At 36.9% G+C, this 14,731-nt stretch carries 6 protein-coding genes; 2 read left to right on the top strand and 4 right to left on the bottom strand.

The genetic code is table 11. From position 1 onward, the window contains the following. Positions 1–125: 125 nt before the first annotated feature. Positions 126–2,468: a TonB-dependent siderophore receptor gene (locus H1P_RS37355; RefSeq protein WP_222427012.1), complete on the top strand. Its 2,343-nt coding sequence runs from the start codon at positions 126–128 to the stop codon at positions 2,466–2,468. Here H1P_RS37355 and H1P_RS10700 read toward each other — a convergent pair. After that, positions 2,465–4,297 (bottom strand): two-component system response regulator, encoded by a 1,833-nt coding sequence (locus H1P_RS10700; RefSeq protein ID WP_144867029.1) that lies wholly within the window; start codon positions 4,295–4,297, stop codon positions 2,465–2,467. The two genes, H1P_RS37355 and H1P_RS10700, sit on opposite strands and share 4 nt — an antisense overlap. Before the next feature lie 999 nt (positions 4,298–5,296). Here H1P_RS10700 and H1P_RS10695 point away from each other — a divergent pair. After that, complete coding sequence (locus H1P_RS10695) at positions 5,297–6,595, top strand: AAA-like domain-containing protein (protein WP_144867027.1); 1,299 nt, start codon at positions 5,297–5,299, stop codon at positions 6,593–6,595. Positions 6,596–6,773: 178 nt separating this feature from the next. On the opposite strand, the gene H1P_RS10690 is transcribed toward H1P_RS10695, so the two are convergent. From H1P_RS10690 to ftsY, 3 genes are all read right to left on the bottom strand, one after another. Beyond that, on the bottom strand, positions 6,774–11,270 hold the full coding sequence (locus tag H1P_RS10690) for a PAS domain S-box protein (protein ID WP_144867025.1): 4,497 nt from the start codon (positions 11,268–11,270) through the stop codon (positions 6,774–6,776). A 144-nt stretch (positions 11,271–11,414) separates the two neighbouring features. Then, positions 11,415–12,830 carry a PP2C family protein-serine/threonine phosphatase gene (locus H1P_RS10685; protein ID WP_144867023.1) on the bottom strand — a complete coding sequence of 472 codons (1,416 nt, stop codon included), beginning with the start codon at positions 12,828–12,830 and terminating at the stop codon, positions 11,415–11,417. A 294-nt stretch (positions 12,831–13,124) separates the two neighbouring features. Then, on the bottom strand, positions 13,125–14,672 hold the full coding sequence (gene ftsY / locus H1P_RS10680; protein WP_144867021.1) for a signal recognition particle-docking protein FtsY: 1,548 nt from the start codon (positions 14,670–14,672) through the stop codon (positions 13,125–13,127). Positions 14,673–14,731: the final 59 nt, after the last annotated feature.

The raw sequence follows: 14,731 nt of genomic DNA, 5'->3' as shown, positions 1-14,731 counted from the left end.
ATTACAACAATGATTTAAAGGCGTACTGATGACAGCAGCCGTATTACTGAGGAGCGTAGTGATAGGAAACTATCACGCTACGTTTTGGAGAGCAGTGGAAGGGGCGACCCTTTCACTGACTTTACTTGCTGTCGCTGATTACAATTCCCTGGACGCTTAAATTTATTTGGTCGCCGTTAGTAGATCGCTATAGTTTTAATAGCAAAGAGCATTATCGTCCCTGGATTTTGGTTTGTCAGAGTTTGCTTGCTCTTACTTTAGTTTTGTGTGCTTTTTTAGATATTGAGCAAAATATAGCTGCGATCGTATTTAGCCTCTTTTTAGTTTCTTTTTTAGCAGCTACTCAGGATATTGCCACAGATGCTCTAGCAATTAGTTTACTTTCTCCTGAAGAACGAGGTTTGGGTAATGGGGTACAAAGTGCGGGTAACTATTTAGGCGCAATTCTAGGCGGTGGCGGAATGTTATTGTTGCTCAATCGCTTAGGATGGCAAGCTAGTCTGCTTACTTTAGCCGTTTTAGTTTTATTAGCTTCAATTCCCATTTGGCTACACCAAGAACAAGTAAAAACTCCCTCTTTTGCTAAAAAGCCTGATTTTATGGGTCTGATTAACTTCTGTCGTCGGCGAGGAATGGGTCAATGGCTGTTAACTACGATATCCTACACGATGGGTGCGAGAATGGCGTTTACCATGTTTAGACCCTTGCTGGTAGACTTAGGATTTTCTCTCTCAGATATCGGTCTTTTAATCGGCATTATTGGCTCCAGTTCTGCTATGGTAGCCTCCCCAATTGCAGGAATTCTGATTACTCCTTTGGGAAGAAAGCGATCGCTGATTATTTTTGGTATTTTTCTGGCTTTGGCGATCGCCTTGTTTCTAATTCCAGCAGTGGGAATTAGTAGCTTTGCCTTAATCTGTCTAATTTGTATTGTTGTCCAAATGGCTATTGGGATGACTCATACTGCTCAATTCACCGTAATGATGGATAAGAGCCAACTCAATACTGCTGGTACAGATTATACCCTTCAAGTCTCAATTAAGGCATTTGGCAGTTTGATTGCTAGTTCATTGAGTGGCGTTATTGCCGAAGCAATAGGATACATTCCTTTTGATACGGGTTTAGTTGCTTTAGGCGATGAAATAGCAGACATTCCCCGCGATCGTGTTATTAATGAGCCAGATGATTTCATTGAAAAAGAGTCTCTTAATGTTGGCTACAATTTAGAACATCGCTTTAGTGACAATTGGACATTAAGAAACGCATTTAGATACGATAAAAATGACGATCATTTAGAGACTGCCATCAATTTTCCCTTTATCGGCACACTAGATGAGTCCACAGGTGACCTTGATAGAAGCTTTGCTATTCAAGATGTAGGTGTTGAAAATTACTCTCTTCAGACAAATGCTATCGGGAAGTTTAATACAGGAGCAATTGAACATAAGCTTTTGTTGGGAATCGACCTAGCCCGTAATCAAACGGAGCAAACATCAAGAAATGATTTTTCAGAAGTAATACCAATTAACATTTTCGCTCCAGTATATGGAGCATTTCCTAGGCCAGGAGAAGATGATTTACCCGTTTCCCAAAGCACCGATATAAGAGTAGATAGTTTAGGTATTTATCTCCAAGACCAAGTTTCCTTGACTGATAGCCTGATCGCATCAGCAGGTATTAGGTATGACACAATAGAACAAGAAACCGCGAGCAACACCACTGATACTGAAACTACACAAAATGACGATGCTTTCAGTCCTAATCTTGGTATAGTTTACAAACCACTACAAAACTTATCGCTTTACGCTAGTTATTCACAATCATTTACTCCCAATGCAGAAGTGGCAGAAGGTGATGTGGCACTCGAACCAGAAACAGGAGAAGGATACGAAATTGGAGCTAAAGCTGAATTTTTGTCGGGTAAACTCTTAGCAACTTTGGCTTATTTTGATATTACTAAAAATAATGTTGCTACGGCAGACCCCGATAATCCCCTATTTTCTGTCGCTACAGGGGAACAAAACAGTAATGGTATTGAACTAGATATTATTGGCAAAATTTTACCAGGATTAAATATTACCGCTTCCTATTCCTATATTGATGCCGAAGTTACCGAAGATAATACTATTCCAGTGGGGAATAAATTACCAGGAGTTCCCGAACACAGTGCTAGTCTTTGGACAAATTATGAAATTCAACGGGGAGATTTACAAGGACTAGGTTTTGGTATGGGCTTTAATTTTATTGGTTCACGCCAAGGAGATTTAGATAACAGCTTTGAATTGGACAGTTACTTTCTAACCAATGCTGGGATTTATTATCAGCGCGATAATTGGCGGACAGCTTTAAACTTCAAAAATATTTTCGATATTAATTACATCACAGGTACTCCCATTAATAGAACTAGAGGAATTCAAGCTGGTGAACCTTTTACTGTTATCGGCTCAGTTTCCCTAAAATTTAATTAAACATTTAAAAATAGGGGTTTTTTCTGATTGAGTAACTGCATGGCTTCTACTGCTTCTGCATTTAAAGGCTTAAAGAAGAAATATCCCTGCGCGTATTCACAATTCACGTTTCTAGCATAGTCTAGCTGTTCTTGTGTTTCGATTCCCTCTGCGGTCACACTAATATCTAAATAATGTGCCAAATTAACAATGGCATCAATTACTTTATTTGGTTCGTCTACGCTTTTAATTCTGCTGATAAAGGAGCGATCGATTTTTAAATTATCAACGGGAAACTGATGTAAATAACTTAAAGATGAATAACCCGTTCCAAAGTCATCAATACAAATCTTGATATTTCTATCTCTCAGTTCTTGTAAAATGGCGTGAGCAGAATCACTATTTTCCATGATGGCACTTTCGGTTATTTCTAATTTCAAACAGCTAGAGGGCAATTGAGTTTCTTCTAATATTTTGTCAATTTCTTGGATCAAGCGACTATAGGAAAATTGCTGTACTGCCACATTGACATTAACAGTCAAAGAAATAAAAGAATCGTATTTTTGTTGCCAAACTTTAATTTGCCTACAGGCTTCTTGTAACACCCAAATCCCCAAAGGAATAATCAATCCTGTTTCTTCTGCAACGGGAATAAATTTACCAGGAGAAATCATACCTAACTGGGGATGTTGCCAGCGTACTAGGCTTTCAAAACCAATGATGTGACCAGTTTTGAGACAAATAATTGGCTGGTAATGTAGAGTAAATTCGTTATTTTTGAGGGCGTTTCTTAAATCTATCTCTAACTGTAACCGTTCTACCGCACGTTGATGCATTTGTTGATTGTATACCTGATATTGTGCTTTGCCTAAAGCTTTGGCTTGATACATGGCTAAATCAGCATTTCTTAAGATCTTTTCTGGTTGATCGTATTCGGCTGTTCCTAATACAATGCCAATACTAAAATTGAGACAGATTTCTCGTTTGCCCACAGAAAACGGAGCAGTAAATTCTTGTTGAATTTTATAGGTTGTAGTAATCGCAGTGGCTAAACTACCAATATGAGGCAATAAGATAATAAATTCATCTCCTCCTAATCGAGCCATAAAGCTATCTTGAGGCAGACAGCATTCCAAACGAGAAGGAATTGCTTTGAGTAAACTATCTCCCACGCCATGTCCTAGAGAATCATTAATAACTTTGAAGTTGTCGCAATCAAAACAAATAACAGCAAATTGATAATCTGGCTGTTGTTGAGTTTTATCCAACTCTTGCTTTAACTGTTGCAAAAACCAACTACGATTTGGTAAGTCCGTGAGAGAATCGTGCAAAGCCATTCTGAGAAGTTTTGCTTGAGCGCGTTCTCTTTTCTGGATTTCAGCTTGTAATTGGGCAGTACGCTCTTGAATTTTCTGCTCTAAACTAAAGTTGAGCTTGACTATCTCTGCTTGAGCCAATTTCAGTTTAAGTTGATTTTCAATGCGAATGATAACTTCACTGATATCAAATGGTTTAGTTATATAGTCAACACCCCCCGCAGTGAAGGCTTCTACTTTGTTAAATGTTTGCCCTGAAGCACTTAAAAAAATAATGGGAATATCTTGAGTATTTGCTTCTTTTTTAAGCAATCGACACAACTCATAACCGTTCATCCCTGGCATATTGATATCCAACAGCACCAAATTGGGAGGGGCTACCTTTGCTGATTTAAAAGCAATTTTGGCATTAGTGGCTAAACGAACTTTATAATTGTGTTCTCTCAACATTTGAGCCAAAAAATCAAGATTTTCTACTTTATCATCAACAATTAGAATGTCTGTGTTTGGTAGTGAGAACTGTTGCTCATCCATGGGTATATCAAAATTAACAGCTTGTGAGGTAGTAAAAGTAGCGATCTTGGCAATACAACGCCTTGATTAGGAAGCCTCATCAAGGAAGATACTAAAAACACATCAGGAATTATGGAAGTGTGTAATACGGAGGAAATTAACTGCTAGTTTAGCTCAAAAAGAGCGGTTTTATTGACGATCATAGCGATATTCGATTTTTAGCTCCCTCAAGATGTGAATTGGTCGTCTAAAAAGCTGATTAACTTTGAATCAAAATAATTACGGTTCATTCTCGTATTACATCCCTATTTTTTTTACAGGATTAGAAGCTAGTAGGTTTACACTTTATACAAAATAGTAAGTCTTATTAAAATCAAATTTATTGCTCAAGAACAATCTACAAGACAATTTACCAATATAGCTTTTTAACCTAATAAAAATTAGTCTAATACACTTAATTTTGAGTTGTCTGTGAGAAATAGTGATTGTCAATGATTAACAAAGTAATCTGTAATTGTAGAATTGCGGCGATAACTTACAGCGTACTACAAAGTACAATATCGTACATTTTAATAATAAATACTTAGACATTCAGCATAACCTACTAAGTATATTAAAGTAAAAAAAACGATTATTTTCGGTATTAATTTGGAAAACAGCCCAAATCGAGATCGCTTTATAGATAAAATAAACTTATTATTTCTTTGATGTAATAGTTATTATTTGTATTTTTTGCTAATTGTCAGATATCTAATTTTTGTTATCTATAATGACTAAAGTTATGATGAGTGCCAAAAAGATAGCTAACACAATTAATGTCAAGCCTAAAATTACATTAAGAAGTGTCATGTCGAGCTAACTTGTAATTAACAATTATGCCGAAAATCGATTTTATTCAGGAATAGTAAATAGCGGTAACAATGATTTTTGAGTAAATAATAACTTAGAGAAGAAGTTCAGTATAACGTCATTAAAGTGACTACAAGGAATATTTTGTATCAATAAAACTACAGCGTCACAATGAATATTGAAGAAACGTTAGCCATAGTAGATAATCTTGTTCAACCGCAAAGATTAAGTACATTGCAAGAGATGATTTTTCGTGAATGTTGGGAGGGAAAAACTTATCAACAAATTGCGGAAAATTCTGATTATGATGCTGATTATATTAGAGTAGTCGGTTCTCGACTGTGGCAAAGCTTAACAGAAGCTTGCGAAGAAAAAGTAACAAAAAATAACTTTCGCTCTATTTTGAGGCAGCAATCCCGACAAAATATAACTAATAATATACCTTTAGAGTTACCTGATGGGCCAATAGCTGCTGTTTCTAACTTTTATATCGAACGACCACCCATTGAAGAAATTTGTCGGCTAGAAATTGCTAAACCAGGAGCGTTAGTTCGTATCAAAGCAGCGAAGAATATGGGAAAAAAGTCACTGCTTAGAAGGATACTAGCAGACGAAGAGTCTAAGTACAACACAGTAAAACTCAGTCTGCAACAAGTTGATAGCAAAATTATCAATAATTTTAGTCAGTTAATACGTTGGTTTTGTGCTAATTTGTGTTCTGCTTTAGAAATAGAAAATATTATTGATGAATATTGGGACAAAGATTTAGGAATTAAGGTTAGTTGCACTTCTTATTTACAAGACCATATTTTAGATCAGCTAGATAAACCTTTAGTACTAGCATTAGATAAGCTACATCTAATTTTTGAACACACAGAAACTGCTCAAGAGTTTCTATCTTTGTTGCGTTTTTGGCATGAAGAGGCAAATAATTTACTTATCTGGCAAAAGTTACGTTTAATTGTTATTCAGTCTACAGAAAGCTATGTTCCTTTGAATTTTAACCAATCACCCTTTAATGTGGGATTACCCGTCACTCTTCCTGAATTTAATCGAGAGCAAATGATGGACTTAGCTCAAAGACATCAACTTGATTGGAGAAAAAGTGCGGATAGCGATAATCTCACAACTTTAATGAATTTGATTGGGGGTCATCCTTATTTGGCAAGGTTAGCTTTTTATAATTTGGCAAAGTATAATCTAACTCTACAAGAATTAGTGGCAAATGCTCCCACTGAAACCAGTATTTATCGTGATATTTTACGCTATTATTTAGCAATTTTTTATAATAAACCAATGTTGGCTCAAGCATTTAAAAAGGTAATTTCATCATATGAACCGATCCAGCTTGAATCAATTACTGCATATCAGTTAGAAAGTTTGGGTTTAATAAAGCTAAAAGGGAATGAAGCGATTGCTAGCTTTCAATTGTATCGGCTATATTTCAAGGATAGACTGAATAATTTGTAGTTTTTTTTAAGGACTTTTGAGATAGGGCATTATTCAGTAATAAATAATAACAAGCACTCAACAACCACATAATGAAGTCAGAAGGTAGAAGCCAAGATAAGGAAGTTGAAGGAGCAATACTTTAACCTATTACCTCTTTCCCCTTTACTTATGACCTCCCAAAGACTAACCAATCCCTTTATTCTGTTTCTAAAACTTGTTCTAAATGTTCGATGATATTTTCAAAATTAAAGTCATCTAGTAAATGATGTAACCAGTCGCCAATGGTTCGATCTTGTTCTGTAATATGGGTAATAATTTGAGTTGTTTGTTCTTGATCGAGGCATAAGCTAGCTTGATATAGACTACTTAAAGTAGCTTTATCTATTTGAGATAGTTTTTGGTTAATTGTTTCTTTGTTTAGAGATTCATAGTTTTTGGCTAATTGGTTTTTCTGAGAATTAGGAGTAATGATTTGATAAATGTAGTCAATTTTTAAATGCTTGGCGATCGCTGTAAAGAGGGCTGATTCGGGGAAAGGTTTATGCATAAAATCATTACAACCAAGTTCTAATATTTCATGGCGACTTTCTTCAAAAGCACTGGCGGTTAAAGCAATAATAATTGGGTTTGATAACTGAGATTCTTGAGCGATCTTTCTAATCTGTTTGGTTGCTTTGTAGCCATTTAGGATCGGCATTTGCATATCCATTAAAATTAAATGAGGTTGCCACTGCTGCCAAGCTGAGATCGCGTCTTTGCCATTGGCTGCTTGTAATACCTGAAAACCGACTTCTTCGAGTAAGGTTACCAGTAATAAACGACTATCATCGGAGTCATCTACTACTAAAATACGGCGATCGCGAAATTGGGGTTCTAACCCAATAACCTGATATTCAGGAGTATTTTCTACTGAGGTAGTTTCACTAATAGTCATCGGGATTGTAAATTGGAATGTACTACCCTTGCCCAGTTCTGATTTTACAGTTATTTTTCCGCCTAAAACTGCAACGAAAGTATTACTAATGGCTAATCCTAAACCCGTTCCTTGTTGTGATTTTTTACCGCTAGAAGTTTGAGTAAAAGCTTCAAAAAGAGAATTTAATTCTTCTGGAGCAATACCTTCTCCTGTATCGCAAACTTCAAAGCAAATCTTGATTGTTGTTTGCTGGGTTGCAGATTTTCCCTCCATCAATGATACTCTTAAAGTCACAGTTCCTTTATGGGTAAACTTGATAGCGTTGTTCAGTAAATTAATCAGAATTTGACGAATTTTTTGGAGATCGCTATTGACATATTGTGGTAGCAAATTCACAATTTCAAATTTCAGAGTTATATCCTGAGACTCTGCTTTGAGCATAAACATCTCTTTGATGTCTTTTAACATCTCTTGCAGGTCAAAATCATGTTTTTGAAGGGTGATTTTCCCTGCTTCAATTTTGGACATATCGAGGATGTCGTTAATCAGGTTTAGTAAATGTTCTCCACTACGATTAATAATGTCTAGGGTTTCTTTTTGCTTAGTGGTGGTTGCTTTATTGCGTCTCATCAATTGACTGAAACCAATAATGACATTTAGAGGTGTTCGTAATTCATGACTCATTTTTGCCAAGAATTCACTTTTAGCACTATTAGCTAAGTCTGCTTCTTTTTTGGCTATTTCTAGTGCCTGACGTTGTTTTTGCTCTTTTTCTAGTAATCTAGCTTGGGCTAAAGCAATACCTACTTGTACTGCTACTTCTTCTAGGAGATCGATTTCTTCATCTGTCCACACCCGATAGCGATCGCATTGATGAACTTCAATAAATCCATTGGGCTTACCGTGATAAGATGTCCTAATTGCCAACATCGACTTTAACTGTACCTTTTGATAGAGAGATAAAATGTTAGCTAAAACAGGTTCTTCATAGATGTTAGGAGAAGAAATCGCTTTGTCTGCTTTCAGAATCACTTCGAGATAGGTATTATTTTTAACAGAAATTTCCATTCCCCACAGGGAAGTAAAGCTAACTTCCAAATGTTCGGCAACTAAAGGAATATGAAGACTAGAATCAACATCATAACTATAGATAGCACAGCGATTGGCTTGAAAAGCTAGACCAATTTGGGACGCAGCGATTTGAAAAATACTTTGACTATCAAGGCTTTGGCGAATTTCGTAAGTAATTTGACTCAGTAATAGTTCTCTTTGTAACTGTTTTGCCAGAACCGCTTCTGCTTGTTTTCGTTCTGTAATATCTCGGCAAACACAAATCAGATTACCATCACGGGCAATAGTTAGAGTAACTTCCGTATCAAAATGACTACCATTGTGATGAATTGCTTTAAGTTCCCCCCGCCAAGAGCCTATTTGCTCCAAAATCGTAAAAGCTTCTGCTTTGATGTTTTGTATTTGTTCGGGAAGATAGAGACTATGCCAGTTTTTCCCTAATAATTGTTGAGGATCGCTATAGCCAAAAAGCTCTACATGAGACTGATTGAGATAGATATATTTGCCTTGTTCTAAAATTGCCATCCCATCAGAGGTGGTTTCAATGGCTGCTAATTGTCTTTGTAGCTGTTGGTTTTGACGGTTGAATTGAATTTTTTGGATGGTTTCTTGTTCTAATAATTTAGCTTGGGCGATCGCAACACCTACTTGGGCTGCTACGGCTTCTAAGAGATCGATTTCGTCTTGTGTCCATTGACGATGGCGATCGCATTGATGTAAATTTAAACAACCATTGATTTCTCCTTGAGAAGAAGTACGCACTGTTAAGAGCGATCTTAATTGAATTTGACGATAGGTAGATACTGCTGATGATAATAAGTCAGTACGATAAACATCCGAAAAACTGACTGCTCCTTCTTGAGCAAAAATCGCCCCCAAATAAAGATTGTTTTTGGGAGGAAGTTCTAAATCTAAAATTCGCGGAAAATTACTGGTACAGTATTCTGCCACAATAGGGGAATTAGAGGTAATTGCCCCTTCATAAGTAACCAGATAACAGCGATCTACTCCAAAAGTTTTACCAATTAAATCTACTGTGGTTTGAAAGATGGTTTTTGTATTGAGGCTACTGCGAATCTGATAGACAATTTCTTCAAGTAAAATCGCTTTTTTTAACTGCTGGCTTAAAGTTGCTTGAGCAGAGGCTCGTTTTCTAGCTTCCAGAGCCAATGTAATTAAATCGGCAGTAGAACGCAAAAAGGTTTCATCTTCCAAACTCCAATCACGATGAGTACCTACCTGTTCCAAAGAGATAATGCCAATTTTTTCCCCTGCAAGATAAACAAAAGTGTTCATCATTGAGTAGATATTGAGGGGTTTAAGATAAGAGTTGGCTAATTCTTGAGTTCTGGGGTCGATGCTAGCTTTTTGAGCGGAAATAGTACCTTCAGTTTGTAAAATTTGAAAATAATGAGGATAATCTGCTAAGTAGATTTCTTGATTTTTAGTGTGTCTATCTAAGCTCAATTCGTAAAGGTTGCCACATTTTAACTTGGTTTTGCGACCCTTAAAAAACCAAATACTGACTCGCTCTACCTCCATAATATCAGCGATCGCTTTAGTAATGGCTTGAAAGGCAATATCCGCTTTTCCTTGGTGAATGGCGGGGTTTTTAGTTAATTCTTTGAGGACTAAATTTTGCTTTTGTAACTGCTTGGCTTTTTGATGTAACAGTATTTCTGTTTGTTTCCTTTGTTGAAGGGCTGCTTGTTGTTCGCTGATATCTTTCACCACCACAGAGATCAGGCTTTCTCCTGATGTGGTATTAATCCAGTAGACGGTTACATTAGTCCAAACTTCGTAGCCATCATGGTGCAAACAGCGTTTTTCTAAAGTATATTTGGCAATTTTCCTTTCCTGTAACTGGCGCATTTTATTCGCTGAGAGAGGAAAATCTTCAGGATGAGTAATCTCTAAAAATTTCTTTTGACACAAATCTTGCTCTGGATAGCCCAAAATTTCGCAAAGTTCTGGGTTAACCTGAATAAAACGAGTTGTAATCGGCTCGATTTCCCCAATCCCAATAGCTGTTTCTTCAAAAATAGTGCGATAACGGTCTTCACTAACTTGTAACGCTTTTTCGGCTTGCAGACGCTCTGTGACATCTTCTAAAATTCCTAAAATACCGTATACATGACCTTCAGTATCTTTTAGAGGTACTTTACTGGTATCGAGCCAAATTTGTTCTTTTTGGGCATTTTGCTGAGTTTCAATAAGGTGATACTGAGGAGTACGATTCTTCATGATTTTGAGATCGCTTTGTCTAATTGCCTCAGATTCTTCTTTTGTCTCAAAAAAATCATAGTCTGTTTTACTCACAATATCTTGAGGGTCATCTAAACCCATTTGTCGAGCAAAAGAGCGATCGCAACCCTGAAAAACTAAATTATGATCTTTCCAAAAAACTGTCTGAGGAATAGTATCAATAATATTTTGTAAAATTTGCTGGGTTTTTTGCTGTGATTTTAAGTAATTCTGTGCTTTTTTCTGTTCTTGATGCAATTTGGCTTCTAGAGAAGCAACTTTCTTTTGAAGACGCTCAATTTGTTGTTTAGCTTCCAGGGAAATTTGAGGTTGCTCTGAATTAGATTGAGCTTCTGTCGTCATAACCGATTGCAAATTACTTTTGTTAGTTGTTAGTTGCTGTTTGGTAATGGTTTTTAATTTCAGAGAAAAAAGCAGTGTTTCTCTACCTTTCTGGCTCACCCAATTAACTTAATGTCAAAATATTGAATAGTTATGAGCGAGAGATATTTGAATACCAATTATTCTATTTTTAACCTATAAACTATGTAGTCGCATTACTAACGACTGTACAGACGCGATATTCGCGTCTCTAACAATTAACCACTAACAAACCTTCATGATAATCAGGGTCATATCGTCTTTGCTGGAGCTAGACTGACCCATAAATTTTTCTACCCGCTCAAAAAGATATTCTAAAATTTCATCGGTAGTAGATAGGTTTTCACATCCCCATTGGAAAGCATCGCGGAGATTTTCTTCATCAAAGCGATCGCCATTAGCATTCACTGCATCGGTAAAGCCATCAGTGTAATACATGATAATGTCGCCAGAATTTAAAGTCACTGTATCATCTTCATATTCTGATTCCATATCTAAGCCAATCAGCATTCCCCAAGTATCTAATTTTTGCAACTTTTGAGAACTTGCTGTCCACCACAGAGGCGGATTGTGAGCTGCATTAGTAAAAGAAAGCTGACGAGTTTGGGGGTTATATTCTGAGTAAAACATACTCACAAAACGATGGGAATTTTCCAGATCGGCATACATAACACGATTGAGGTGTTGCATGATTCGAGCAGGACTATGACGGTTGAGGACTTCGGCTCTTAACATTCCTCTGGTCATTGTCATAATTAAACCCGCAGGAACACCTTTACCCATAACATCCCCAATCACAATACTCCAGGGGACTAAAGAAGCCTCTTTTGGTTCGTGTTGACCAATTTGATCGTAATTAGTGGGAATAAAATCATAGTAGTCTCCCCCTACTCGATTAGCGGTTTGGCATTTTGCAGCAATTTTTACTCCCTGAATTTGGGGACACTCTGTAGGTAAAAGTCTGACCTGAATTTCTGAAGCGATTTCCAATTCGCGGTCTTGTCTTTCTTTGGAGCGTAACTTAACTGTCAGATCGTGATTTGCGATCGCAACTGCGGTTTGATCGGCGACTAACTGTACCAGTTTGCGTCTGGTAGGAGTCCATTCATAATCGCGTTCGTTACTAAAAACATAAAGACGACCCTGTTCGACATTTTTGACAATTACAGGAGTACCATAAACTTTTGTTTTACTACTTAATTCGCGAACAATACTTTCATCTAATAAATTGGCTACCAAAGAAGATGATTGAGAGACTATTTTCCCAGTAGTAGTGTTGAGATTGTAAATTACTTTTTCTAAGGCTCGACGTACTTCTCTTCCTAACTCATGGTTTTGGCAATGAATTTGTTCTAAACGAACACGATCTTCATCGTCATACAATATAAGAGAACCTCCTACTGCATCAGTAACTCTAGCTGCCATTAAAGGAGTTAATTCTAAAAACTGATTGAGGTTACTAAAGCTACGTAAGGCAAAACCAAGAGAACTTAGTAAGTCTTGAATTTTTGTTTGTTCTTTTTGTAGAGAGTAAATTAACTCTTTAAGAACCATAACAGAGCTTTTTTCGCCTTCTAAAGAAGAATTAGGAGACTGGTTACTATTATTAGAAAATGGTTGAGGGAATGGTATTACAGTCATCGCCTCGATGGTTAAATAAACTATTTTTAAAACATTTAGCTACACAGTGTTTCAGGCTATTAATAACTTATATCTGAGTTATTTTTAAAGTTAAACTAATTAATAAAGTGAACGCACTGCTTTTAAGGCAAGTACTGTTCATACCATCAATTATTATCTTTAACCTTGTTTGCAGGTAGCTTGCAAATTAGCCTTGGCTGTTCAGGAGTTGGTTAATCATAACTCTAATTATCTTCGCTGCCAAGATTTTTCATTAACAGTAATTAGAAATTATCAAATTTTTATGATAACTGTTTAGCCGTTTAATAAAGCTTCAACAAATTCATAACTAGAGAAAGGACGCAAATCTTCAATTCCTTCTCCCACACCTACAAAGCGAATGGGTAAATTGAGTTGTTGCGCGATCGCTAAAGCCACACCCCCTTTGGCACTACCGTCGAGTTTAGTAAGAACCACTCCACTTAGTTGAGCAACTTCACTAAATACTTGAGCTTGATAGAGGCTATTTTGACCTAGGGTAGCATCAATTACTAATAATGATTCTATTTTGGAATTGGGGGCATTTTTATCCACCACACGTCTGATTTTAGCTAATTCGTCCATTAAATTTTTCTTATTTTGCAATCTACCAGCAGTATCTACTAAAAGTAAGTCAGTATCGCGGGATTTAGCTGCGGAAATGGCATCATAAACGACGGCTGCGGGGTCAGTATTTTTTCCTGGGTTAGCAATGACTTCGGTATCAGTCCGCTCCCCCCAAACTTGCACCTGCTGTACTGCTGCTGCGCGGAAAGTATCGGCTGCTGCGATCAAACAATTGTAACCAGAGGTTTTCGCTAAATTGGTGAGTTTGCCAATGGTGGTAGTTTTTCCCGCACCGTTGACTCCTGTTAAGAGCCAAATATTTAAGATATCTTGTTCGGGTACAAAGTCATTATTATCTTGTCCTTGGAGAGGTTTATCGAGTATTTCTTGGAGAATAGTTTTGAGATATGCGATCGCTTGTTCGGGGGGTAAGGCTTCTTCTTTCAGTTTTTCCTGTAAAGTTTCTACTATATAATCTGTGGCTTCAATCCCGATATCTGCTTGCAACAATAAAGCTTCTATTTCCTCTACAGCATCCTTATTTAAAGGTCCTTGACCCACTACTGCTTTGAGCTGCACTATCAAGCCACGGCGAGTTTTACCCAGTCCTTGACGTAACTTGGTAAGCCAATTAATTTCTTCAACAGAAATATCTTCTGGGCTTCTTCCCTGTTGTGCTAGTACTTTAGCCGACCAGACAAAATCCTCATCTAATTCTGGTTCGGGTTCGATTTCAGCGATCGCAGTTTCTTTGAGTTTTTCTAATCCCTGAGATTTTTGCATCCACGCAGGAACATTAGTAGGGGCTTCTATTGTTTCTTCCTCTGTAACAGATTCTACTACTGTTTCTTCTGTAGCGTTTTTTGACTCAATCTCAGTAATGATTTCTCTTGATTTTTCTGGTATCTGGGTTTCTTCTGTTTCAGAAATCCGCTCGGTTTTTGTGGTTTCTTCGGCGATATCTTCGGCAACTGCTTCTTGTACTGCGGTTTCTTTTATGTCAGAGACAGGTTCAGTTTCAGTTGTTTCTTCTATGGGACTGGTTTCTAATTCTGTAGCAGAGGTTTGAACTTCTTCCTTTTTCTCTTGAATATTCTGGTAAGCAACTTTCGCCCAGGCTAAATAGTCTTCTTGGGTTTTCGTTGCTGTCTCTGTTGTCGTTTCTGTAGATTCAGTATTAGATACTTCTTGAATTTGAGGAGTAGTTTTTGGCTCTTCTTGCTTTGCTTTATCGTTACGGCGAAACCAGTTGAACATGAGGAAGTAAATTGTAAATTTATTATGATAATTCTTATTCTAATTTTCTGATAATAACA

It is taken from the genome of Hyella patelloides LEGE 07179 (genome assembly GCF_900659865.1).
GTDB classification, from domain to species: Bacteria; Cyanobacteriota; Cyanobacteriia; order Cyanobacteriales; family Xenococcaceae; genus Hyella; species Hyella patelloides.
Note: the sequence above shows the minus strand (reverse complement) of the source record. Positions and strands in the feature narration are given on the sequence as shown.

What these genes read in the sequence shown, in the direction of transcription:
- H1P_RS10695 (WP_144867027.1), top strand. Translation starts at nt 5,297, where the DNA reads ATGAATATTGAAGAAACGTTAGCCATAGTAGATAATCTTGTTCAACCG.
- ftsY (WP_144867021.1), bottom strand. Translation starts at nt 14,672, where the DNA reads ATGTTCAACTGGTTTCGCCGTAACGATAAAGCAAAGCAAGAAGAGCCA.
- H1P_RS10685 (WP_144867023.1), bottom strand. Translation starts at nt 12,830, where the DNA reads ATGACTGTAATACCATTCCCTCAACCATTTTCTAATAATAGTAACCAG.
- H1P_RS10700 (WP_144867029.1), bottom strand. Translation starts at nt 4,297, where the DNA reads ATGGATGAGCAACAGTTCTCACTACCAAACACAGACATTCTAATTGTT.